At 48.6% G+C, this 24,988-nt stretch carries 12 protein-coding genes; all 12 read right to left on the bottom strand.

All coding sequences use genetic code 11. The annotated features are described in order from the left end of the window. Nucleotides 1–7 precede the first annotated feature (7 nt). The 12 genes from M1D30_RS01495 to M1D30_RS01440 all read right to left on the bottom strand — a co-directional run bounded on the left by M1D30_RS01495 (nucleotide 8) and on the right by M1D30_RS01440 (nucleotide 24,932). On the bottom strand, nucleotides 8–1,225 hold the full coding sequence (locus M1D30_RS01495) for a T9SS type A sorting domain-containing protein (protein ID WP_248505518.1): 1,218 nt from the start codon (nucleotides 1,223–1,225) through the stop codon (nucleotides 8–10). Between the two features lie 244 nt (nucleotides 1,226–1,469). After that, nucleotides 1,470–2,675: a carboxypeptidase-like regulatory domain-containing protein gene (locus tag M1D30_RS01490; RefSeq protein WP_248505510.1), complete on the bottom strand. Its 1,206-nt coding sequence runs from the start codon at nucleotides 2,673–2,675 to the stop codon at nucleotides 1,470–1,472. A 242-nt stretch (nucleotides 2,676–2,917) separates the two neighbouring features. After that, the gene (locus M1D30_RS01485; RefSeq protein WP_248505507.1) at nucleotides 2,918–5,077 is read right to left on the bottom strand and encodes a C25 family cysteine peptidase; all 2,160 of its coding nucleotides are present in this window, start codon (nucleotides 5,075–5,077) and stop codon (nucleotides 2,918–2,920) included. A gap of 18 nt (nucleotides 5,078–5,095) precedes the next feature. Continuing rightward, entirely contained in the window at nucleotides 5,096–6,124 is a 1,029-nt protein-coding gene (locus tag M1D30_RS01480; protein ID WP_248505504.1) for a tail fiber domain-containing protein, read from the bottom strand. Nucleotides 6,125–6,684: 560 nt separating this feature from the next. After that, a complete protein-coding gene (locus M1D30_RS01475) occupies nucleotides 6,685–8,721 on the bottom strand; it encodes a bifunctional carbohydrate acetyl esterase/feruloyl esterase (RefSeq protein WP_248505502.1) in 2,037 nt (678 codons plus the stop codon). Nucleotides 8,722–8,748: 27 nt separating this feature from the next. Next, nucleotides 8,749–10,209, bottom strand: a complete 1,461-nt coding sequence (locus M1D30_RS01470) for a family 43 glycosylhydrolase (RefSeq protein ID WP_248507689.1) — start codon at nucleotides 10,207–10,209, stop codon at nucleotides 8,749–8,751. 66 nt (nucleotides 10,210–10,275) lie between these two features. After that, nucleotides 10,276–12,513: a glycoside hydrolase family 43 protein gene (locus tag M1D30_RS01465; protein WP_248505500.1), complete on the bottom strand. Its 2,238-nt coding sequence runs from the start codon at nucleotides 12,511–12,513 to the stop codon at nucleotides 10,276–10,278. 5 nt (nucleotides 12,514–12,518) lie between these two features. Next, nucleotides 12,519–15,119 (bottom strand): xylan 1,4-beta-xylosidase, encoded by a 2,601-nt coding sequence (gene xyl3A / locus M1D30_RS01460; RefSeq protein ID WP_371874147.1) that lies wholly within the window; start codon nucleotides 15,117–15,119, stop codon nucleotides 12,519–12,521. Nucleotides 15,120–15,136: 17 nt separating this feature from the next. After that, nucleotides 15,137–17,578: a TIM-barrel domain-containing protein gene (locus tag M1D30_RS01455; RefSeq protein ID WP_248505498.1), complete on the bottom strand. Its 2,442-nt coding sequence runs from the start codon at nucleotides 17,576–17,578 to the stop codon at nucleotides 15,137–15,139. A 45-nt stretch (nucleotides 17,579–17,623) separates the two neighbouring features. Continuing rightward, a complete protein-coding gene (locus M1D30_RS01450; RefSeq protein WP_248505496.1) occupies nucleotides 17,624–19,573 on the bottom strand; it encodes a glycoside hydrolase family 97 protein in 1,950 nt (649 codons plus the stop codon). A gap of 26 nt (nucleotides 19,574–19,599) precedes the next feature. Further along, nucleotides 19,600–21,222, bottom strand: a complete 1,623-nt coding sequence (locus M1D30_RS01445; protein ID WP_371874146.1) for a glycoside hydrolase 43 family protein — start codon at nucleotides 21,220–21,222, stop codon at nucleotides 19,600–19,602. A gap of 20 nt (nucleotides 21,223–21,242) precedes the next feature. After that, nucleotides 21,243–24,932, bottom strand: coding sequence for a family 43 glycosylhydrolase (locus M1D30_RS01440; RefSeq protein WP_248505494.1), 3,690 nt, complete (start codon nucleotides 24,930–24,932; stop codon nucleotides 21,243–21,245). Nucleotides 24,933–24,988: the final 56 nt, after the last annotated feature.

Below are 24,988 nucleotides of genomic sequence, written 5' to 3'. Positions count from 1 at the left end.
ATAGTTTTTACTTCGACAAAATCATTCTACGGGTCTTTACCTCTTTACCACCAATAACAAGAGAGTAGATATACATGCCAGCACTTAGTTCATAACCTTCTATAGTTACACTTTGCATAGAACTGTCAATGGGAATCTGCTTTTGCATCTTGCCTGACATGTCGAAAATGTAAATGTAGGCATTACGTGTATTGTCTGGCAAAGTGAAGCGAATGGTGGTACGCTCCGTAAAGGGATTGGGAGTGTTCTGGGCAAGCGAAGCTACTGAAGGGATTTTTGTGGCATCGCTGACATCAGCAGACTCATCATCAAAATCGGCAGCACGAGCATACTTCACCTTGTCGTCGTTTCCTTTCACTTCATCCAATTCAGCTTTCAATTCCTGTATAGAGCGAAGAAGCAATGGTACAAGCTCAGTATAGTTCACATATAGATAACCATCTTGTCCCTCCATCACCAAACTAGGATAGACCTTCTGTAGCTGTTGAGCGGAAACACCATAGCGGCGACGGGAATTCATTTTCTCTTCGTCTTTCTTCATATACTCATAAGCCTGTCTGATTTCATCAGGCATGTCCGCAGCGTTAGCGGCAACTCTTGTCGTTTGTTGATTCTTGAGGTTGTATTCCAGAACATTTAGTTCCAGCAGATTGTCTAGCGTATTTCCGCTTTCCCTACTCTTAACAGACATAGATTCAACATTTCCACTAAGTCTTTCGTCTGCAGGCGTATAGATTTCCTGTGCAATAGTACGACCATGCAAGTTTGTATTACCATGGAAATAAGCCGCATACAACCCCTGAATATTATCGGGATTTGACAACATATAAGTATAATTCGTTGCATAGATTCCTGCTCCGCCCAGATATGAATAATTTGGATTAAAACCAATCATTCCGCTTACGCCGAAGTTGCGTCCATGATTTCCATTCACACCAGTAATACCAAGTACACCATAGTTTTTATCATGGGAGTGTTCCTGATTTGCTACAACATTTCCTAGAACTCCCACATTAATTTTACTGTCTTTCACTATTGGAGAACCTATTACGCCAATACTTGTAGCACCTGTTGAATAACCGCTATTCCCCACAGTGAGCAAAGACTGTGAATTTGTAAAAGTAGACGCGATTTTTACTTTACCGTCATTTGAGACTTTTAACTGAGCATACAATTTGATAGTTGACAAGACCATCAAAAAAGAAAGAAAAAAAATTTTTTTCATAATAGTTATTATTTATAGTTTTATAATTCTGTTGCAAATATAAATTTTTATCTAAGATCTTCCAAGTAATTCATATATTAACAACAAAGAATTAACAATGTTTAAACAAATGACATAAAGAAATTATTGGCGTTAGTGATGGCCCAAAATCCTTCTTTCTATTCTTTCTTCGACTCGTTGTTTGAACAAAATGTCTAAAACAAAACGAAAGAAGCAAGTAGAAATGCCTCTTTCGTTTTGTTTCTTATTTCATCACCTTCCTCCCATTCTGGATATACACCCCATGCTTGGGCAAGCCTTGAACATAACGGCCCTGGAGGTCATAGAGTTTATCAGAATGTATTTTTGCATCTGCCTCTACTTCGTTTATAGAATTAACATCTTCGAAAAAGAGTTTGCAGTTCCTTTCTGCCTCTCTGATATAACAACGAAAAGCAGCAGAACGTCCTTCCGACAGATTCTCAGGAAAACCATTCTGGCAATTATCAGGACTGCTTTCGTCAATATAAAACAAGTGCTGCTCCTCCGAATCAGCATACAGAGGCTTATTCGAGAAAGAGCCAATGATACTCGTGGTCTTTTCTTGAGAGTTCCAAGAAAGATAGGATAGTCTGAAAGGAACTTCGTCTGGCAATGACTCAATATCATAATCAGAAACCACGATGTCGAAATCGTGCTTGGGGAAAATAACATAAGGCATGTTGGCCTGAGGATTCTCCTCTTGAACAAAATAAAGATTCGCTATCCGTTGATTACCATCTTTTGTATCTTCACGTCGCGCAAGTTTGTAGTATCGTCCAGACGACAGATCTGGGATTGAAGGCAGAATAATACTGGCCATCTGTCCTGCCTTGTAGTGAACGACATCTGTTAAAACGGCATCCGCAGTAGCCTCCCCACGAATGCTGACACCTCGATTCCAAAACTTATAATCAAAGAAAGGAGCGCATCCTAAAGCCTTGATACGAGCATCCAGCCATATCATCTTACGAATTCTCTTGGTATATTGTCCATTGGCATCCGTCTCTACACAGAATGTATCCCTATCGTTTGTTAAACAAATCTGTGCACCTACCACAGGTTGTCCATCTTGATTCCTGATGATACCTGTTAGATCTTTCACCTCTGACGAGACAGTTACAATGGGATATGGATCATAAAATGACGAGGTAGAAGAGAAGCGATAGGCCTCAAAATAAACAGAATCTTGTGACACATCGCCATAGCTCTCAAAGACAAAAGAGTCAGTATGACCGCCTGATGCCAAATATGCTTTAGGAAGTTTCAAGTCTAACAAGACGATACTCTTCTCTGCTGATCCGCCATGTGGGATAGTACAGTCTCCATCAAAAATGGTATGAACATATCTGTCATAGCGGTCCTCTAGCTTCACAGTCACGTGACGATTAATCGCCCCACCAGGATTGTAGCCCTTAAAACATATCCGCACAATGGAGTCTCCGTCAAAAATATGATATGCAAACTCCCATGCATTCATTCGTATCGTTGCAACATTTTGCGCTTGGGTGGGGTCTATCGGATTGCAAGCCACAAAACCTTCTAACGTCTTGTTTATTGTATACTCAAAGAACTCTCTTTCCTGCGAAAAAACGAAAAGAGTCTTTAAAAAAACAACTAATAAAATAAAAGATTTCTTCATTGTCTGTCCATTTTAGAATTAATAAACATTCTCTATTTTATTTCTAATATAGCCCCCTTTTCGCATTCGAATCCAGTATCAATTTTAACACCTTCGGACCTATTAGTTATTATTAGTTTGGTTCCCTTTTTTACGATTACTGGTCCTGACATTATATCCATAGACACACCATCACCAATCATTATTGGTGTATGATGATAATATGAGTCAACATTAATTGTCTCGTTTTGTATAATACCCTTGTCGACATTATAGTATATAACATGCGGAATATAATTATGTTTGTTTACGCCAATATAAAAATTTCCCAAGGGGCGAGGAAACGTACATGAATTAGCAGATCCAGCGGAATACAAACCAATAAGATCACCATCTTCACTAACCACAGAAACGCTATAGTTATTACTCTGTGTCACAATTATTAAATTATTGTTTTCCTCCAACAATCTAACGTCACCAAACGATTGAGGTAAATCCGTCCACAATTCCAGCGATGGATCACCGCCATTAATATATGAAAAGACATTACCAATTGCTCGTTCCTTATTGCAACTTATTTGAATGTTATTTATAGATGACCTCATAACCACATTACCCAAATTATAGCTCATACTATCAAGTAGATTCCGATACAATAATTTATTAAACAACGAGTTTTCACCTGTTTTTGACGGTCTACTTGACCCTAGAAACGACACTGCACCCCCAGGAGCACGCAAAAATGTTTTCAGCATACACGAGTCAAGATGAATACTTCCGGTGTAACAGGCGATAGAGAAGAATACCGCGTTTGTGTTTGAATGAATATTATGAATCTCTGACTCTAAGTATGTTTCGTTAGAACTATTCCAATTTGGAGATCCCCAATAGTTATTAGAAGCATGTCCTCGATAATTAATTATATGTGCCCCCTGATTGATTCCATTGTTTATATCTACATTTCTAATTGTATTATTATCTCCATACAACTTAACAAATGGCAGAGGCTCTGAGTAAGTGTAATTATAAATCGAATCACAACAAGATGTATACTCTGGATAGCTATGAGAGATTAATAATGCCTTATAATCCAGATTCTTCCAAGATTCATATCTGATGGTTTTAATTATCATCTTAATAAAATCGTTATACGGCGTCAATTCGCTAACTGGAAAGCGTGCTATAGCAACATCTTGTTGAACGTCATTTTCACCATCCACACAGCCATACCAGTAATCGCTTTCGTAATAATGATGTTTTCCATTATCGTCATAATATAAGAATGATTGAGGAGGAATCATTCGTGTATCGCCAACCAAAAGAACATATTTTAAGCCATTATTTCTATAAGCTGAAGTTATATAATCCTTGATAAAAGACTTCGAATCTGATAGAATTACCTTAGTTTTTAAGCCCTTATATGCCTTCCATCGTCTAAACTCCTTCAACCATTCACCATAAAGATTATTGTTTCCAAGAACAATAAGATAATCATAATTATCACTTTTAGAATCGTGTAAACTCCCTTTTTTTTCAACATAAACTGAATTCTCAAATAGTCCAAAATGGTTTGTTTCTCTATAAAGAACATTTCTTGTGCTTGTATTCTTCCGAAAATCAACCTTTAAATAGAAATCTGTCAATATGTATAAACTATCATTTTGGGGATAATACTTAAATGGACATATCTGGACACTCATGTTTTTTATTCCACGCCATGACATTTCCTGACTATGGTGATATAACTCAGGAAGAAAATCCCTCTTATAAGCAGCATAATCTATGAGAAATTCTTTCGTGGCAGATTCATCATAATATTGCTTTTGAACAGGGAAAATTCTTCCGATACTGATTCCTGTCCATGTATTCTCTTCTATAGATATAGAAGGCTTTGTTCCTGGTGGAATAGCAATCAATTGCGACATAGTCGGTAGTTCAGGATGGCCCTCTTCCGCAAGAAATCCATATTCTCCAAAGGTTAAACTATGGAAAGTACCATATTTGTTTGTTTGGCAATTGTCATATATGCCATTAAGAATAATATGTATCTTATAAGAATCTTCATTGTCAATAACAATTTCCTTTTCCACGGGAATCTTCGTATTATTCTCAGTAAAGCAAATCCATTTCTGAGAAAATACATTCTCAAAACAGGAGAGCAAGAAAACTGTAAATAACAATGTATAGAATCTGTTGTTCTTATATTTATCCATATCTGAGACTCCTTTACATTATTTTACTCGCTTAACACCTATCTGCTGACCGTTTAAATTAAGAGGTACAATAATCGATGTGGCTCTTTTTTCTACGTCATCTTCTATTATATTCGAATTAACTTCTATTTTCTCTAAGTTCTTTTGTTTTGCATACCTACCATTTCCTTTCACTTCATCCAACTCACTTTTCAATTCCTGTATAGAGCGAAGAAGCAATGGTACAAGCTCAGTATAGTTCACATATAGATAACCATCCTGTCCTTCCATCACTAAACTAGGATAGACCTTCTGTAGCTGTTGAGCAGAAACACCATAGCGGCGACGGGAGTTCATTTTCTCTTCATCTTTCTTCATATACTCATAAGCCTGCCTAATCTCATTTGACATATCCGTTGTGTTTGCAGCAGCTCTTGCCGTTTGTTGGTCTTTCACATAATACTCCCTAACATTCAGCTTAAGCAGATTATCTAGTGTGTTGTTATCATCACTACTTCTTGTCTCCATCGCTTCTGCATTACGACTAATCCTGTCGTCTGCAGGGGTGTATATCTCTCGTGCGATGGTCACTCCATCCAAGTTTGTCTCACCATGAATATATGCTGCATAGATTCCAGGAATATTATCAGGATAGGCATAAAGGTATTGGTAGTTTGTTGCGTATATTCCTGCACCCCCACCATTGTTTAAGGATGACGGACTGAAATCAAGAAATCCTGCAACACCATAGTTCTTGCCGTGGTTGAGGTTTATCGTTGTCATTCCTAGCATGCCAAAGTTTCTTTCAGATGAGAACGACTGATTGGCATTGACATAACCCTCAACACCAATATTATTATGATTGTCTCTTACAAGTGGTGTGGCCGCAACGCCAAAACTACTGGCATAGCCTGAATAGTAGCAGTTATTTCCTACAGAAAGGCGAGGGCTGAAATCTGACGAAGACGAAGCAACTTTCACATTGCCATTTGAATTAACTTTTAACTGGGCATTGGCGTTAACCAAAACCATAGTTGATAACACTACGAAAATAAAAAGTCGGTTCATATAATTGATATTTAGTTAAACATATGGCTAAGAATTATGTTGCAAATATAGAATTTTATCTGCTTTCTTCCAAGTAATTCACCTATAAATGATAAATAATTAACAATGTTTAAACAAACGCCATCATACAGTTAATTTCGAAAATAAGAAAAATGCGAGTCGTCCATAGTATCTGTACGTGATTCTTTGAACTTTTCTGACAATAGCGCCTCTGAGATTTAAAAATTCTGAGCCAAAAATTTTTTCTGTGCGTACAGGCGAAATATGAGAGAGTTTGTAAACGGTTGAAAATGAGAGACTTACGAAATTGGTCCGAAAAGTGTAAAGATTTAGAACTCAATCGAATATTCGTTTAGGTTGTAACGGAGCCTGAGTTACACTGCAACGGAGGCTGTTTTGCATGGTAAAACAGCATGAGTTGCATCGTAAAACAGCCTCCGTTGCATGGTGAAATCGATAGGGGTATGAAAAAAGGGAGCAAAAGCCCCCTTTTTTCGTTCTAGATTGAGTTTTTTCAGAACCCTGTTTTTTAGCAGTATTTCTTTACAACTCTACAGGATTTACTTCTTAAAAATGTGAGGAATGAACTCATGGAGTCCACGACGCCAGGTGAGGAACTCATGACCAGTGCCCTGAGACACGGATGAGTCGACCTTGATGCCCAGCTGACGGAGACCGTCGACAATAGACTGGCTATTGATGAAGTCGTCTGTACCCCAGTTCATATACATGTAGTGGATCTTCTTGTTGAAGGCATCGGCATCAGCAAAGACGCCGTTGTAGGCAGTCTTCACGTCGAGACCGAAGATGGCACCACTGAAGGTACCCATCCACGCAAACTTATCGAGGTTCTGGAGCACCACGTCGAAGGTCTGGTGACCACCCCAAGAGAGACCTGCCATGGCACGGTTCTCGCGGTCGGCCTTGGTACGGAAGTTAGCATCGATATAGGGGATGAGGTCGTTCAAGAGCACAGGATAGAAAGAAGCACCATACTCGCTGCGGCCAGCACTGTTGTTGCCACCGCCGAAGGGCTGCTTGATGTCGCCACTCTCCATGACCACGAGCATAGGCACAGCCTCGCCGCTGGCAATGGCGTTGTCCATGATGTGCTGCATCTTACCCTGAAGCATCCAGCTGGTCTCGCCCTCGCCCATGCCGTGCTGCAGATAGAGCACAGGATAGCGCTTCTTGGCGTTCTTGGTCAGCTCATACTCTGCAGGCGTGTAAACCAAGGCATGGCGCCACTCACCAAACTTAGAGTTGGGACTGTGGTAGTAGATGCTGCGCACCTGACCATGAGCAACGCCCTGCTGAGGACGGTAGTAGTCGCCCTCTGGACCCTCGGGCACCTCAAGACCACCACACTCACGGTTGCAACCGAAGTAGGTCTCAGAGGCAGGATCAATGAAGTTAACACCATCGATGCTGAGGAAATAATAGTGGAAGCCCACAGGCAGGGGATCGGTGACAGCCATGAAGACGCCGTTGCCCTGAGGCTCCATATCGTACTTCTTGCTGCAGATGTCGACCACCACCTTCTTGGCCTGAGGAGCCTGGATGCGGAAGTAGGCACGGTGCTGCTTGTCAACCTTGGGGAACTCGTTGCCAGGGATGGCGTTCTCGGCAGTGGCAGCATCGGCAGGCACGTTGATCTTCTTGATGGCCACAGGCATGTTCTTGGGGCGCTTGGGCTCGAAGCCAAGATGACGGGCCACAGCCTCGCCATAGCGGCAACCCAGCTCGCGATAGCCAGCAGCATCGAAGTGCAGGCGGTCAGGACCGTTGGTGCACTTATCAGAAGAGATGACCTGACAGGTGTGGATGGTCTGGGGCAGTTCGTCGATCTGCTTCTTGCAGCCGATGCACACGCCCTTACCCTCGGCCTGAACGATGTTGCCTACGTAGAGGTTCACCTCCTCAGGCTTCAATTGCAGGTCGCCACAGAGATTCTCGTACACCTGCTTCACCATGCCAGCCCACTTGGGATCACCAGTATTGGTCTCGCCCTGATGCATCAGGATGCCTTTGATGACGCCATCCTTCTGAGCCTTCTTAGCCAGGGTGACGAGGGCCTTATAGGGGTCATTGTCGTAGGCAGCGAGCATGCCCTTCATCCAACCTGGAGCCTTCTTCTCGACATAGTTGGGAATGCTGTCGGGCAGGAAGCCCTTGATGTCGATGCCACCAATGGCCACATGGATAACGCCAATCTTGATGTTCTCTGGCAGAGAAGCCACCAGGGTGCGGCCGAACCAGTCGGCAGGCGTCAAGCCAGTGTTGGGACGACACAGAGGAGCAGAGGCCTCGCACCACTCGCCCTTGGTGCGTGCAGCACGCTGAGCAGTGGCAGGGAAGTCGACAGCAGGCATCAGCTGGAAGCGAGGACCTGGGCTCTCCAGGTCGACGGCCTCAGGACGCGCGTTGCCTTCCATGTTCGACTGTCCGAAACACAGGAAGATGTAGAAATTAGGATCGGGCTGGGCCACTTTCTCAGTGGCAGCCTTTTTCTTGGCGGCTGTCTTCTTCTGGGCAGACACACCACTCGGCAGCATCATCAAGAGTGCTGCAGAGAGAATTAAGGTTTTCAGTTTCATCGTTTTGTTAGTTATAAAATAAGTAAGTTATTTGAAAATCCAGTAATCCAAGTGTACCTCACCATTCACATCGCCAAAGCAGAGGTAGAAGTCGTGCACGCTGTTGGCGCCCTTGATCTTGGTGGCGAACGACTTATAGGTGTCGAGCGAGCCAGTGACACCAATCTTCACAGTGCCGATGACAGGACCGTTCTCTGAGTCGAGACGCAGGGTGACGGTGCACGAGCCAGTGGCTGAAGCAGCGATGCTGAACTGCTTGGCGCCAGCGCCAAAGTCGACACCACGCAAACGGATATACTCGCCATTGTCGATGTCGTAGATATACATGTTGCGCTTACCCGTGGAAGCAGGCATATCCTTGATGACACCTGTATTGGGGATGCCCATCTTGGCACTCTTCAGACCCTTGCCCCAAGCCATGGTCTCGGCCTCAACACGCTGATAGGGGTTGAGCCAGTGGAGCTGCTGCATGGGCTTCTCGTCGAGCCAGTAGGGAATCTCAGGGATGGTGCCGTCAACAAGGTAGTTGATCTCGCTGGCACTCACACTGCGACGCTCGTGATGGATATAGCTGTCGAGGTGCATCAGGTCGTAGTCCTGACCAAAGATATAAGAGCGACCCTTATAGTCGCAGATACCAGGATGGTTGCCACGGTCGCGCTCAGTGGGGCGCATGATATAGCCCTTCCACTCCCACGGACCCATGGGTTTGTCGCTCATGGCATAGCCCAGAGCCTCAGGACAGCAGGTGGTGGCATAGGCTAGGTAGTACTTGCCGTTGCGCTTATAGAACCAAGGACCTTCCTGATAGTTCTTCACCTTCCAGTTGGCCTTCTGCGAACCAGGGATGCGCAGGTTGATCTTGGCACCTTCCTCCTTGACAGGACGCATCACACCGTCGGCAGGGTTGAGCACGAAGATGTCGCCAGAGGTAGAGATCATGTCCTCGTTCAACTTGATGCAATAGACATGGGGGTTGCCCCAGTACATATAGGCCTGGCCATCGTCGTCGACAAAGACAGAGGGATCGATATCATCCCAGTGCTCCTTCTGCCATACGAGGGGCTTGCCAAGGGGATCCTTGAAAGGACCATAAGGCGAGTCGGCCACGAGCACGCCAATGCCATGACCATGAAGGGGAGCGTAGAGGTAGTACTTGCCATTGCGCTCGACGGTCTGGATGGCCCAGGCACCGTTGTCGCGACTGCGCCACTCGAACTCCTTCAAAGAGCAGACAGCACCATGCTCGGTCCAGTTGGCCATATCGGTGGTTGACCACAGAAGCCAGTCGTACATAAAGAAGCCAGCTGAGTTCTTCTCGTTCTCATCAGGGATATCCTCAGGCGAGGCATCGTGCGAGGTAAAGAGGAACAGGGTGTCGCCCACCACGATGGGTGAGGGGTCGGCCGTGTACTTGGTCTGGAAGAGTGGCATATTGACCTTGTTGAGGTCGGGCATGGGGTCTTTGTGGTCCTGCTGTTGCGCCATGGCAGGCTGTGCCATGACAGCAGCGAGCATAGCTGCAGAGATGAGTTTCTTGTTCATGTTAAGTTGTTATTTTAGTTTGTTGAATTTAGCGTTTTTCTCGATGGTCCAGCCTGAGCGCTTTGACAGCAGGCAGTCCTTGCCCTTGAACATCTTAGCCGACTCCTTGTCGCCTTTCAGCTGCCAGTTGAGCCAGTTGAGGGCCACAACGGTGAACTCGCCACCATGGGGCTGACGATAGGTGCCGCCATGACCAACGGGGAAGTTGGTGGCACAGCAGGGCACGTGTTTAATCTGATGGAAGTCGTCCATACCGTTCTCGTAGGCGATGTCCGTCTTGCCACCAAGGATATAGATGATGCTGGTGTGGATGTCCTTGAGCTTTGACTTATCGGGCATGGGCATGCCACCCACAGCCTGAGCACGGTTGGTCTCCTTGAAGAGGCCGCTGTTGCAGATCATCAGGGTCTTGATGCGAGGATCGGCACAGTTATAGAGGGTCTGCAAGCCGCCACACGACATGCCAGAGACGCAGATATTCTTCACGTCGATCTTCTTGTAGTAGGGCGAGTTGGGGTCGGCATTCTGAGCAATGGCCCAGTCGATAGACTCGATCTGCTGCTCAGTGGTTGACATGGGACCATTGTAGGCTTTCTCCTCCATGGGGATATAGCCTGTGGCGAGCACGAGATAGCCATGAGAAGCAATCTCGTTGAGGAACTTGAAGTGCTCCCAAGGTGAGTTGGTGCAGGCACCATTGCCCCATACGAGCACAGGCAGGGGATTCTTCTCGTTGAAGGCAGAGAGGTCTTGAGGCACGAAGATGGTGTGGGCCTTCAGTGAGGCTTCCTCCTTCATGATGGCCTTATACTGACCCAGGCCGCCATCCTCGACAACGAGCGACTGATACTGACCATTGATCTGCCACCAGTCGAAGTTGAAGAGCTTGGGACCCTTGCGACCAGTGAACACGAAGTAGAGGTCGTGGGTGCCAGTAACATTCTTAGTGATATCGGCAGAAAGGGTCTGCCACTTCTCCCAACCGCCAGTAGCAGGCACCTCGAGACGGGCAATGAGGTCGCCCTTCACATCGTCGAGACGCACCTCGATCTGACCACCACGCAGACCTGTGGCCACACGTGCCGTGAACTGCTTGGCAACGTTGCCGTCGAACTTCACGTTCTGGAGTTTGATGAAGTCGCCATTGTGAATCTCAGTCACATAAACGCCAACCTCATCGTTCTGCTCTGTCTTCACGCCCTTTGAGAAAGCCATCGTCTCGGCCTGCACCTTCACGTAGGGATTGAAGGTGGCAAGGGGCTTCACACCCTCGTCGGTAGGCATAATGGTGGGGAAAGAGCCATCGGCATTATACTTGAACTCCTCTACAGCCACACTGCGGCCAAAGCCACCACCATTGGGCAACTTACCTGTGTGATAGAAGAAATAAGAATGTCCTTTATAGTCGGCCACACCACAGTGGTTGGTGAATGATTTGGTCTCGCACAGTGGCATAATCTCGCCAGCATAAGTCCAAGGGCCAACGGGCGTGGGAGCCGTGCTGTAAGAGATGTGCTCTGGCACGCCACCAGCGGCATAGAGCAACTGATACACCTTCTTCTTGTCAACCTTATATTTTTTCTGGTCGACCTTTCTGATCCAAGGACCTTCAGTGTAGTTATCCTTGTATTTCTTGCCCTTCTCGCGCTTGTCCATAGAGGGTGCGCCAAAGCCTTCCTCGGTCATATCCACACGACCCAGCTCGCCACTATAAGAGATCATATCGCGATTGAGCTTGAGATAGTAAACCTGAGGGTTACCCCACAGGAGCCAGGCCTGACCATCGTCGTCGATCATCACGGTGGGGTCGATATGATCCCAAGAGCCGTTCTCGAAGAGGGGCTTTCCGATGGCATCCTTGAAGGGACCTGTGGGCGAATCGCTCACTGCCACGCCAATGGCCATGCCGCCAGAGAGTTTGCTGTGGGCGCAGATATACCAATAGAACTTGCCATCGCGCTCGATGGTCTGTGAGGCCCAGGCACGGTCGTCGGCCCAAGAGAACGACTCCAAGGCCAGGGGTGAACCGTGGTCGGTCCAGTTCACCATATCGGTGGTAGAATAGACGCGCCACTCCTGCATCCAGAAGAAGTCGGCACCGTCCTCATCATGACCTGTATAGACATACATGGTGCCATTGTGTACCATAGGTGCAGGGTCGCTGGTGCACCAGGACTGCACGAAGGGATTCTGTGCTGAGGCATTCAAGCCTGCCAGCAACGAAAGTGATAAAAAGAGTTTTTTCATTATTGTTATTGGACTTTAATTATTTGTTTCTTCAAATCTTTGTTTGACGAGCTGGTGCCCACGAGAATCTCGTACTGACCAGGCTTTACGCGCATGGTGTTGGTCTCAGCATCCCAGAACTCAAAACTCTGACGATTGAGCGAGAGGGTGACGGTCTGTGACTGTCCAGCCTTCACATCAACGCGCTGGAAGGCACGGAGACTCTTCAGCGGACCTTCGGCATCCTGCAGATTGCGGATATAGACCTGCACAACCTCAGCGCCATCGCGACGGCCTGTGTTCTTCACCTTCACGTTCACCTTTACATCATCCTTATCGTTCACGACGAAAGCATCGCTGTTTACAGGACTCACCTCGAAAGTGGTGTAGCTCAGTCCATAACCAAAGGGGAAGAGGGCATCATCGAAATAGCGATAGGTACGGCCTTTCATTGAATAGTCCTCATAGTCGGGCAACTGCTTACTGTTCTTATAGAACGTGACGGGGAGTTTACCACCAGGGTTATAGTCGCCAAAGAGCACGTCGGCCACGGCTGTACCACCTTCTTGTCCAGGATACCAGGCCTGAACAATGGCATCGCAGGTCTTGGTCTCTGGCTCCAAGGCAATACATGAGCCAGAACAGTTGACGAAGATAACGTGTTTGCCAGCATCCTTCAAGGCCTTGAGGAAGTTGCGCTGGACAGCGGGCAACTCGATATGGGTACGGTCGCCGCCCTTGAAGCCGTCGATGTCAACGGGCATCTCCTCGCCCTCGAGGGCAGCCGAGATGCCACCCACGAAGACCACCTTATCGATGCCCTTCAACTGGTTGATGACGGTCTGATAGTCAATGGGATATTCCTTGGCGATGTTGATAGCTAAGTTGGCGTTGTAGGTCTGAACATGCGAGAAACGCACCTCAACATGATAGGTCTTTCCCTTCTCGGCCTGGATGACAATATGGTTGGGCGTGGTGCGCCAGATGCGATGGTGAAACTGGCGTTTGCCATCGAGGTAAAGTTCGAACTGGCCGCAGCCATCCACGTTAATCACATATTCGCCTGCCTCACTAGGCTTGAAGTCGGTCTCGTACTTAGCCGAGAAATCCTCAAGCTGAACACCAGGGGCAAAGTTGTGCATGCCGAAGGTGGTGACGGCCAGAGGCTGGGTATAATACTGGGTGGTGACGGGCTTACCCTCCATACGGCGGTTGTTCCAGAAGGTGCCCTTCATGCCTTTCTTTCCCTCAAAACTGCACTGGGTGGCCAAGAGGCTCTCCAACACCTTGTCGTAGGTGAGGTCGCAGCCCTGAGCATAGAAGAACTTCTTTGTCTTGCTCTTGATGCCGTCGAGAATAGTGATGGTGTGGTTGGGCTGACCGTTATAGTTGCCCCACATCATAGGCGTGTTGTCGGCATTGGGACCAATGACGGCAATCTTCTCCTTTCCCTTCTGTAAAGGCAGGATGTTATTGTTGTTCTGCAAGAGCACGATACTCTGGCGAGCCATATCGAGAGAGATATTAGCGGAAGCCTTGGTTGACATGGCCGAATAGGGAATCTTTGACCATTCCACCAACGAGGGGTCGTCCATCTCGCCCAGGTCGAAACGGCCCTCCAGCAAACGGACGACGTGCTTGTCGACCTCGGCCTCGGTGATGAGACCACGCTTCACAGCCTCAGGGATACTGCGATAGGCATAACCATAGCCACACTCCACATCGGTGCCGGCAATGGTGGCCTTGGCAGAGGCATGGGTGGCATCGGAGGATGACTTATGTGACTCATAGAAGTCGCTCACGGCACCACAGTCGCTCACCACGAGATACTCAAAGCCCCACTCATCGCGAAGGATGGTTTGAAGGAGGCGCTGACTGCCACAGCAGGGGTCGTCGTCGAGGCGCTGATAGGCGCACATCACCTCGCGCACCTTGGCATCCTGAACCAGTGTCTTGAAAGCTGGCATATAGGTCTCCCACATGTCGCGAGGCGACACGTTGGTGAGGTTTGCAGAATGGCGCGTATATTCTGGACCGCTGTGCACAGCATAGTGCTTGGCACAGGCCCACAACTTGCGATACTTGGCATCCTCAGGTCCCTGCAGGCCTTTTACCACCTGCACACCCATCACGCTGGTGAGATAGGGGTCCTCGCCATAGGTCTCCTGTCCCCTGCCCCATCGTGGGTCGCGGAAGATGTTGACGTTTGGTGTCCACACAGAGAGACTATGAAACTTCTCGTCTTCGCCACTGCCACGCTGCATGCGTTCATTATACTGGGCACGAAACTCGGTGGAGGCCACATCAAAGCACTTGTATACCTGAGCAGGATTGAAGGAAGAGGCCATAGCAATGGGCTCTGGGAATACGGTGACATTACCCATATTGGCTGCACCATGCAGGGCCTCGCTCCACCAAAAGAACTTCTTGATGCCCAGACGGGGAATAGCGGGACTCTCATCAAGCATCAGCTTGGCCTTTTCATCCAATGTCAGACGAGAACACAGATCTACAGCGCGCTCACGGGCACTGAGGTTGGGGTTCTGATAAGGATAGGTCTGTGCCGAGGCTGACATGCCTGCACAGAGGGTTAAGACCAGGGTTAGTAAATGAGGTTTCATGTACATATCGTAAGATGGTTTTCTCAAAAGTTCTTGGCTGTTTTCTTGCCCTGATAAGCAACAGATGTTTGCTGACCGCCAGGGAGTGTGATCTTGAAGGTGCGGCGGGCAGGCATGTTCTGGTACTTACCCACGCGCTTGGCAATGGTGAGCTGGCGCTGTGCATCGTTCCACTGGAAGGTGATGCGCGAGCTCTGGCCTTTCTCGTAGGCACGACTCACACCGTCGTCCTCGTAAAGGGTGAAGGTGCCGTTGACGCCAGGATAGAGCAGCACTTCATCGTCCTTGACAGGGATGATGCTGCCTGCACGCACAAACACTGGGATATAGTCGGCAGCGACAGCGGTGGTAATTGTCTGACCGCCATCATAGTGACGACCAGTATAATAGTCGTACCAACCGCCCTCATTCACAGGGAGATAGGTCTGCCATGAGGTTACGCCTGGTTCTGTAACCGGACTGACGAGCAGTGACTTTCCGAACATATACTCGTACTTCTGGTCAAGGGCCTTGGCGTCATGGGCGAAGTCGAAGACCAGCGGACGCATCAAGGTAGAGCCGTCGGAAGCAATCGCTGCCGCATGACTATAGATATAGGGCAGCAGGCGATAGCGCTCGTTCAGGGCACGACCAATAGCCTTTTGCGCCTCGGCACCATAGTTCCAGGGCTCGGTGTTACTCATATAGCCGTGTACACGCATCAAAGGCAGGAAGACACTGGTCTCTATCCAACGCAGCATACGCTCGATATAGGCTTTGTCTGTGTATTGGTTACCAGGACGGAAGAAGCCGCCGGCATCGTAGGTCCACCAGGGGATACCTGCGGCCTGCATGCCAAGACCTGCCGTTATCTGACGACGGAAGGTCTCCCAGTCGTTACCCACATCACCACTCCACATGGCCGAGCCATAGCGCTGGATGCCAGGGAAGGCGCAGCGTGTGAGGATCATTGGGCGTTGGTTTGTCTCATTGTAAAGACCTTCATAGACGGTCTTGTTCACCAACAACGGATAGATGTTTCTGACGTCCTCGCCAGCCCACTTACCATTGTTGACACGGCGTCCCATCAGATCGTCGTTCTCGGGTTCGGTGGCGTCCTGCCACCAGGCATCAATGCCCAGGGGAACCAAACGAGAAGAAAAGTTCTTCCAATAGGCAGCAGCGGCCTCAGGATTAAAGAAGTCTATCCAGTCGGTTCCAGGAATATAATAGTCATCGGCCAGCATCTGCTTGCCAACCTCTGAGTTCTTGTCAATCTTTGACCAGACACTGACCATCAGTCGCATGTTCATGGCATGCAGACTGTCTGTCAGGGCCTTGGGATCGGGGTAATGGTCCTCGTCGAAACGCATGGCGTTCCAACCATATTTACCCCAGTACTGCCAGTCTTGCACCAACACGTCGACAGGCAACTGCTCACTGCGGAAGCGGTTAGCCGTCTGCAGAATCTCGTCAGACGAATGGAAACGTTCACGGCAGTGGATATAGCCCAGTGCCCAACGGGGCATCAAGGGTGCCTCGCCTGTCAACTCGCGATAACCGGCAATAATCTCGTCGGGCGTACCCACGAACACGGTGTAATCGACGGCGGAGGCCACAGGTGAACGGAACACGGTCTCGTCCTTCACCTTATTATAATATATGACAGGAGCATCACCACGAGAGAGTTCGGCCCTCATCACATGACGGCCGGCCTTCAACGGAACGATGGCAGAGGCTGTTGGGGGGAGCCACATGTTCTGCATCTCGATGACGTTCTGCCCATCAATAGAGAGATTGTGACGGCGGGCCATCTGCTGACCCACATCGAGTAGCAATGAATAGTTGCCATCCTCAGCAATGTCGATGGTTGCCTCGTAGATATTACGCTGGCGCACCTCACGTCGGCCACCCTCTGTGGTGGTGACGTTGACGACCTCGGTTTGACCAGCCTCATCTAAAAGGTTCATCTTCACCTGATGGTCGCAGGGATTGAAGTCAACAAGGCCATAGTTATTCCACAACACGCCATAGCCCTTGCTCGACAAAAGCATGGGGATGCTGATTTGCGTGTTTACCTGTGTCAATCGGCGAGACAAGCCACGCAGATTACTATAACCATCCTGAAACTGTCCCAAGCCATAGAGATGCTCATCCTTGTCGGAAAGGAATGCCAACGTGGCCTCCCTACCCTTCATCTGGTGAAGAGTGGCTGTGAATACGGGGGTTCCCTGACGGTTCTTTACCGTGACCGTCTGACGTGCTTCATCCACATCGACCGTCACGTCGCTACTGCTTACCTCCTCATTCTTCACGTAGAGCCAATCGGGCAGGTCTGAACTTGCTTTCTGCTCCCAATACTGTATTCTCACAGCATTGCGAGCTACTTGTCGTACACTGAGTGTGCCATTACAAAAAACAACCTCGCCTGCCATCGATGGGATGGCAAGCAAGGTTGCTAGACAGAGATAAAACAATCGTCTCATCTGTATGATTTTTTATGTTAATGCTTAATGGTCAGAATGCAAGCATTACAAGGTGACCACGATACCACCATTGCAAGGAATGGTGACAGCTAGCTGCTGCTTCTTGTTCTGCTTGATGGTCTTCACGCTTCCGTTCAACTGAGCATCGTCGCTATATACCTTCAACGCTGCACCTTTCTCGAACATTGGCAGAGAGATGGTCTTCTTCAAAGGCTGAGCTTCGGCATTGGCACCAACGACGAACCACTTGTCGCCAGAGCGACGGGCCAGGATGACATACTTACCAGGATAGCCATCGATGAACTTCACCTCGTCCCATGTGGTGGGCACCTTCCTCATGAAGTCGACAGCCCAGGCAGGAGCATCGGTCAGGTTGTTGGGAGCCATAGCAAAGTGCTGTACACTGCTTTGGAACAGAACGGCAGCAGCCAAGGCATAGACATCGCTAGTTACACGGTGTGTGCCATGCTGGTTGTCGGCATTATAATATTTGTTCAGCGTAGAGCCGCCAAAGTCCATTGAACCCACAGTGTTGCGGATGAACGGATGGATACAGCCATTCTGAGCCTCAGCATCGCAAGAACCCTGACCAAAGTGCAGGTTCTCTGATGCCAGGACAGCCTCACTGGCTACATAGTTAGGATACATACGCTCCCAGCCACGAGGCAGGGTGCAACCATGGAAGATACACTGGATGCCGAAGTCGTTGGCATCGGTGAGAATGTCCTCGTAGAGCTGCATCATGGCCTGCTTATCGCCACCGAAGAAGTCGACCTTGATACCCAAGATACCATTCTCCTGCATCCACTTCATCTCCTGACGACGGGCAGCAGAGCGGTTCATCTTATTGAGAGGTGACTGAGGTGCATCGTTCCAAGAGCCATTAGAGTTATACCACAGGAAGATACCAACGCCTTTCGACTGTGCATAGCGTGAGAGCTCGGCCATCTTCTCGTAGCCAATCTGCTTGTCCCACAAGGCATCAATCAACACTGAACGATAGCCCATAGCAGCAGAGAAGTCAATATAGCGCTTCTGTTCGTCGAAGTTACAACTAGAGTCCATACCAATGATCCATGACCAAGAGCCGGCACCATAGGTGTAGTTGCGACTGGGGGCATACTTGGGCTTTACGAGATCAAAGGGAACGGTGGTCTCAACGATGTTCTTCAGCGTTGTACCCACGGTGATGGTGCGCCAAGGGGTCTCAGCAGGCAGACTGACAGCCGCATTTGTGGTGCCCCAGCCGTTCATCTCGCCCTGTTGAGGGAAACCAATCTTATAGCGTGCGCCACCATCATTGAGTAGACGACAAGCAACATAGTTGCCATCGGTACCAGTCTCTGAAATCAGCACCCAGCCCTTATCACCATTCTTAAACAGACAAGGGAACGAATAACCCTGTCCCCAACCGTTCTTTCCCATGGCATCGTCGAGGGTATAAGAGGTCTCGTAACTGGGAGAGGTGCGGGCAAAACCGCCCATTGGGGTTGACTGTGGGCAGAGGAAAGTGGTTGTACCCTCGGGCAGCACGAAGCTGCTGGCCTCGCTCTCGACGATAGCAGCCAGTGTCTCGCCACCACGGGCACGACGAGGATAGAGCTTATAACGATAAGCTACGTCACGGTTGCTCACACTGAAGATGATGTCCATCTTGGTAGAGCCTTTCTCAAACTGACAAACAGCCACGTTAGCTTCATAGGTCACATGACTCTGTTTGATGGTTTTCAGGTCGTAGGTCTCCTTCACAGAATTCACCTTACACTCCTTCAATGTCAGTCCCTTCGTCAGGTCCTCAAAGTTGAGTTTCAGACCCAGAGGTGACTTCTCGACGAACACCACATCGCCAACGCTTACCTGATAGGTAGGCGAACCGTTCTCATTATCAACAATGACGGTCAGCTTTCCGTCGGGACTTGTAATCTTCTCGGCTGCCTGCATAGATGCCAGACAGCTCATGGCCATGATGGCCAATGTCATTCTTTTAATATTCATATCTTTAAGTCTCAGTTGGATTTTTATTATTTCTCGGTCTTTGAATAGCGGAACTCGTCTACATCAACATAGCCACCAACCTTCTTTGTGGCATAGTTGAAGATGCCGAACTTGGTACCCATGAAGAAACGACGGTAGTCGAACTGCATGCGATAATTCTCAGTGCCAATCTTTGTCCACTGCTCGCCATCAAGACTATAATAGAAGTTGGCAGCATCGCCATGACGGGGCTGGAAGTCGCCATCCAAGCGCAGCCATATCTTGTTCTGTTTCAGTTCAACACTCTCAACGAGTTTCTCCTCAACCTTGGTCACGGCCTTCTCGCGGTCGGTAAGACTCACCTTCTGCTCACTCATCTGTAGCACCAGTTTCTTACCCTGCTTTTTGATGGTCAGCACACCTGAATCGCCGTTAAAGGCTGCCAGACCGGCACAGTCGCCATCCTTCATCTTTGAGAGGTCCATACAGATATAGCCGCTGCAGGTAGGACCCTCCATGCGCTGCGTCAGGGTGTTGGGAGCCAGATAGAGGTTGGGCACCACACGACTGGTCTTCAGGCGGAGATAGCCAGGACGCTCCTTCAGACTCCAGGCATTGTCAACGGGATTGTGATTCCACTGCCAGTGCAGCCCCAGCTTCTCGGCAGAGAAGTCGTCGCTCTTCACAATGGCAGCCTCGGGCTGACCGCTCTTATAGGGGCGCATCACCTCGGGCACCTTATTATACTCATCACCCAGCATAGGCCAACCATCGAGCCAACGGACAGGACTCAGTGTCAAGACGCGACCCACGCCACCACGATCTTGGAACATGATGCCATACCAGTCGCCTTCCTCGGTGTCAACAATGGTACCCTGTGCCAAATACGAGAAGCCTCCAAAGTCACTCTGCAGGATAACGTTCTTCTCCCATTTGCCATTCAGGTCCTTGGTGCGATAGCACACCTCGCGGCGGTGCTGACCAGGGCCGTACGACTGACTGATGAGCATAGCATAATATGTACCATTATGCTTGATGACACGCGTTCCCTCCAGCAGACCGCGCTCGTCGGCCTCACGCTGGAAGTAATGACGCAATGAGCCTTCCACCACGCCCTTCAGGTCGCGGGTCAGCTGACACATCTCGCCTGTTCCGAAGAACACGTAGGGAGTGCCGTCTGTGTCGAAGAACAACGTGGCATCATGGAAGTGACGCAGACGAGAATGAATGGTCCAGGGACCTTCTGCCTTCGGGGCCGTGAAGATATAGGTATCGCCCATGGCACCTGCCTCGTTGGGAGCCAAAAGCGCCCAGAACTTACCATCATGATATTTCAATGAGGTGGCCCACTGACCACGGCCATAAACCGTACCAACGCCTTCACCTTTCTGTTGGTCCAATGGCAAAGAGAACGACAGGTCGTATTTAGGCGAGTCTGTCAGTTTGTCGAAGATATAACCCACGGTCTCCCAGTTCTGAAGGTCCTTAGACGCCATCACAGGAGCACCAGGCATCAAGTGCATGGTGGTAGATACCAGATAGAACGTGTCGCCCACACGGATGACATCGGGATCGGGAACATCTGCCCACAACATAGGGTTCTTAATCACAGCCATGGCATTGCCGCTTAGCAGCAGAGCCAACAGAAATGTTAAAAGCTTACGGTACATAACTATTCTATTTAAAATGATTACTTAATAATGACTTTTCTACCATTAATAATATACATACCAGGCTTGGTGGGGCGCTCCATGCGACGGCCTTGGAGGTCGAACACGCCCTTGCGCTGCTCAACCACATCGTTGGTCAGCGTGGTGATGCCGGTGGTATTGTACTTCTCGTCGTTACTCAAGAACATATTCTTAACGGTGAGCATCTTACCCGAGACCGTGCCCTTGAAGGTCACCATGCGCACCTTCTTGCGATCCAGATTCTTGCCCTTATTGGTTGTAGAAGTGTACTTACAGGTATCCAGGTCGAAGACAATCTCAGTATCTTTGGTGCTGAACTGCGGTGAAGAGTAGCAAGCACCCTTCAGATTCTCAGTGGTGTAGATGTTCAGATTAGCGCCAGCACTCTGTGCAGACATCAGCTCAATAACGAGATACTTATAGCCAGTCATATCGACATCTGCACGATATGTCCAACCCATCTCGCTATAGGTCCACGTACTGTTGCCCGTTGGCTTAACGAACTTGAACACTGCCGAGGTTGAGTTGTTCTTATAAGTACCCGTACTTACCAAGTCGTTTCTTACATACCGGGTATCGAAGGGGAAGTAGCCTGACTTAGCAACGAACTTCTTCTCAATCTGATTACCCAACACATCGGTATAGATGGCATTCACATTGGTGCTGCCCTGACCAACGCCCAGCATCTGGCCATCATAGAACTCAACGATGCCTGACTCCTCTGGAACGAAGGTTGCATAGTTGTTAACAAGTTCAGTATGCTTATCTGCGAAGGTAGCCGTGAGAGAGGGAACAGCCTTCTCGCCTACCATTGTCTCAAGTGTTGTGGGTGTCTGGGAGAGGGTCTTCACCTCAAAATGCTGAGCGGCAGGAGCCTCAAACTCTGCAGGGAACAATTCCTCCTCATCAAATTTCTTCTCGGTTGAGAACCAATCGAAGTCAGCATAACCGCCCTTAGCCTGTGTAGCATAGCAGAACAAGCCGAAGCGTGCACCTACAAACACCGAGAGGTTAAAGCTCTGAGGTGTGTCACCACCAAACGACTTCCATGTCTTGTTGTCCAGAGAATAATAGAACTTAGCCTTGTTCTCCTCAAACTTGATAGAAGCACGCAGGTAGATAATGCTATCGGGCAACTCAATGGCCTGTGTCTTCTCTGCAGGCGTGAAGTCGGTACCAGCGTCGCGCACCTTCTCTTTCTGCCACAGCAACTGATAGGCGCCATTTTTCTTCTCAACACAGATCATGCCGTAAGGATCCTGCAGGATACAGATTCCTGCACGGTCGCCCTCAGTCAGATGGCGGACATCCAAACGGATTGTACCGTTAGTATATTCATTCTTCACAGCAAAAATACGCTGGGTGAGCATATTGCGAGCCTGAGACAATTTCATGGTGACATTCGAAGTCTTGATTCGCAACCAACCAGCACGTTCCATCAAACTCCATGCGGTGTCGCAAGGCAGGTGGTTCCACTCCCACTGCATGCCAAGAGGATAGGTACGGAAAGCATCGGTTGTGGGCAGACGCTTTACGCGGGTGTTGCCAACAGCCGTTGGCTTCAGAATCTTGGCATCAAAAGACTTGTAAGGAGCGCCTGAGGTATTGCCAACCACTGGCCAGTCATTCTTCCATGCCACAGGCTGCAGGTTGGGCATACGTCCCAGTGCACCCAGGTCTTCCTGCATGACGGTCCACCATTTGCCGTTGACATCCTCAACGAGAGCGCCCTGATGGATGGTGTTGGGGATGTTGTTATATGTCTTCTCAACCACCATTTTTTCCTCATAAGGACCAAAGGGACTCTTTGAGCGGAACGCCGCCTGACCACTAGGCCATCCACCATAGGTAGCATAGATGTAGTAATAATCGCCTTTCTTGTAGAAATGGCTACCTTCAAGACCATCTTTATTCTGAATGACGGTCTGTTCCTTCTTAAAGTTAAAGTTCTCGTCAAGCTCACAGACAGAAATGTTGCCAATACCTTGAGCCACATATACCTTACCATTATCGAAGAGCATACCTGGGTCGTAATAGCTACGCGACAGCTTCTTCATTGTCCACTCACCCTCGGGGTTGGTAGCCGTAAGCAGATAACCATTCAAGTTCCAACCGTCAATAGGACGTTTCTCATTAATAAGAATATGGAACTTACCGTTATGGTACTTCATTGAGCAGGCCCACATGCCTGAGCCATAAGCATTCTTTTCGTTCAACAGTTTATAGCCGGCATCACCACCCAACTGCTTCAGCGGCTGTGCGCAGTATTCCCAGTTCACCAAGTCTTGCGACTTCAGGATGGTGGCACCAGGGAAGTGGTGCATCGTGGTTGAAACCATGTAGTAAGTGTCGCCCACACGAATCACATCGGGATCGGGAAAGTCGGCACGAACAATGGGGTTCTGATACTGACGACCAAAATCGCTCACAGGAACACTGGTAAAGTCGGCCTTGGGATAGTTCTGATTGTAGTACTCTGCATACCAGTCCATGCAGGCCTTACCGCAAGCCTCTTCCAAACCACCAAAGGCGGGCACCACCTTCTTCTTGCTAATCAGCGTATCGATATCAATAAGACAAGCTGTGCCGGAAAGGGTCATTGAGATATTGCCATAATAATCGTACACATTCTTGGTCACCTGCCCCCAAACAGAGGTACGACCTGTAGCCCATGTGCCGTAGTTTGACTCAACCCATTCGCCGTGCTCGTTATAGTGACCCGAACCAGGCTTCTTAGGACTCCAGTCAATCTCAGTGACAATAACCGGGTTGGTGTCTACCACAGGCACCTGGTTGTGGAACTGAGTTATCTTAGCCTGCGTACGGGCTGCAACGTCCTTTGCCTGCCAATCTTTGTCAGCCATACCATACCAGCCATCATAGTCGTGAACGGCATAACCGATGTTATAACCCAAGATGGGATAGGTTTTATAATCAGAATAGCCAGACTGCCAGCCTGCACCGGGAATCCAGACAATACCCGTGAAGCCATTGGCACGAATCTTATCGTAAACTGGCTGGAAGAAATCGCGCAAGGCCATCTTACTGTCAGCACCCTGAGAGTTCTTCACACTCACAGGCTCGTTGGCCAACTCAATGCTAATCTGACCAGCATACTTACGGATAGAGTCGTTCTGGGTTACCAGATCCCACACCTGAAGCAGATACTTCTGATAGTAGTCGCCCACCTTAATCTCGCCAGGACAAACGCCGGGAGGGCGAACAACCACATACATGCCATGCTTGATGGCGTCAAGCATCAGAGGGACATAAAGTGTTTTTAGGAAACTGGTTAATCTACTTGGATTGAAATGGTGTATGTCGGCCTCACCGGTCCACTTGGTATCCTGGTTAACGGCTGTCTGATACGTGTAACTGTTGTCATTGGTCCAAGCAGGGTCCAGATGCAAACGGAATACATTACATTTAGCCTGCTCCAAGCCATCAAACAGTTTCTTGAAGTAAGCCTTACAATTCGTAGCACCAGTAGTGTTATAACCACCTGTCCAACGATTGCTGTTGAACCACATACTCGGTGTGTCCATCACACCATGAAGAACCACGTGATTTCCGTGAGTGTCCACCAACCACTTACCTTCCACGTGGAGAGAAGGTAAAGGCTTTACACCCTGCGCCCACATTCCCATGGCGGCACAGGTAACAAATAACATAGCTAGTAATTTTCTCATAATTTTGTTAGGTTTTTAAAAACTGCTGCAAAGTTACAAAGAAAATTGTAAAACGT

The sequence above is a fragment of the Prevotella sp. E15-22 genome, from assembly GCF_023204875.1.
GTDB lineage: Bacteria > Bacteroidota > Bacteroidia > Bacteroidales > Bacteroidaceae > Prevotella.
Note: the sequence above shows the minus strand (reverse complement) of the source record. Positions and strands in the feature narration are given on the sequence as shown.

What these genes read in the sequence shown, in the direction of transcription:
- M1D30_RS01470 (WP_248507689.1), bottom strand. Translation starts at nt 10,209, where the DNA reads ATGGCGCAACAGCAGGACCACAAAGACCCCATGCCCGACCTCAACAAG.
- xyl3A (WP_371874147.1), bottom strand. Translation starts at nt 15,119, where the DNA reads ATGTACATGAAACCTCATTTACTAACCCTGGTCTTAACCCTCTGTGCA.
- M1D30_RS01495 (WP_248505518.1), bottom strand. Translation starts at nt 1,225, where the DNA reads ATGAAAAAAATTTTTTTTCTTTCTTTTTTGATGGTCTTGTCAACTATC.
- M1D30_RS01465 (WP_248505500.1), bottom strand. Translation starts at nt 12,513, where the DNA reads ATGAAAAAACTCTTTTTATCACTTTCGTTGCTGGCAGGCTTGAATGCC.
- M1D30_RS01450 (WP_248505496.1), bottom strand. Translation starts at nt 19,573, where the DNA reads ATGAATATTAAAAGAATGACATTGGCCATCATGGCCATGAGCTGTCTG.
- M1D30_RS01480 (WP_248505504.1), bottom strand. Translation starts at nt 6,124, where the DNA reads ATGAACCGACTTTTTATTTTCGTAGTGTTATCAACTATGGTTTTGGTT.
- M1D30_RS01455 (WP_248505498.1), bottom strand. Translation starts at nt 17,578, where the DNA reads ATGAGACGATTGTTTTATCTCTGTCTAGCAACCTTGCTTGCCATCCCA.
- M1D30_RS01475 (WP_248505502.1), bottom strand. Translation starts at nt 8,721, where the DNA reads ATGAAACTGAAAACCTTAATTCTCTCTGCAGCACTCTTGATGATGCTG.
- M1D30_RS01485 (WP_248505507.1), bottom strand. Translation starts at nt 5,077, where the DNA reads ATGGATAAATATAAGAACAACAGATTCTATACATTGTTATTTACAGTT.
- M1D30_RS01445 (WP_371874146.1), bottom strand. Translation starts at nt 21,222, where the DNA reads ATGTACCGTAAGCTTTTAACATTTCTGTTGGCTCTGCTGCTAAGCGGC.
- M1D30_RS01440 (WP_248505494.1), bottom strand. Translation starts at nt 24,932, where the DNA reads ATGAGAAAATTACTAGCTATGTTATTTGTTACCTGTGCCGCCATGGGA.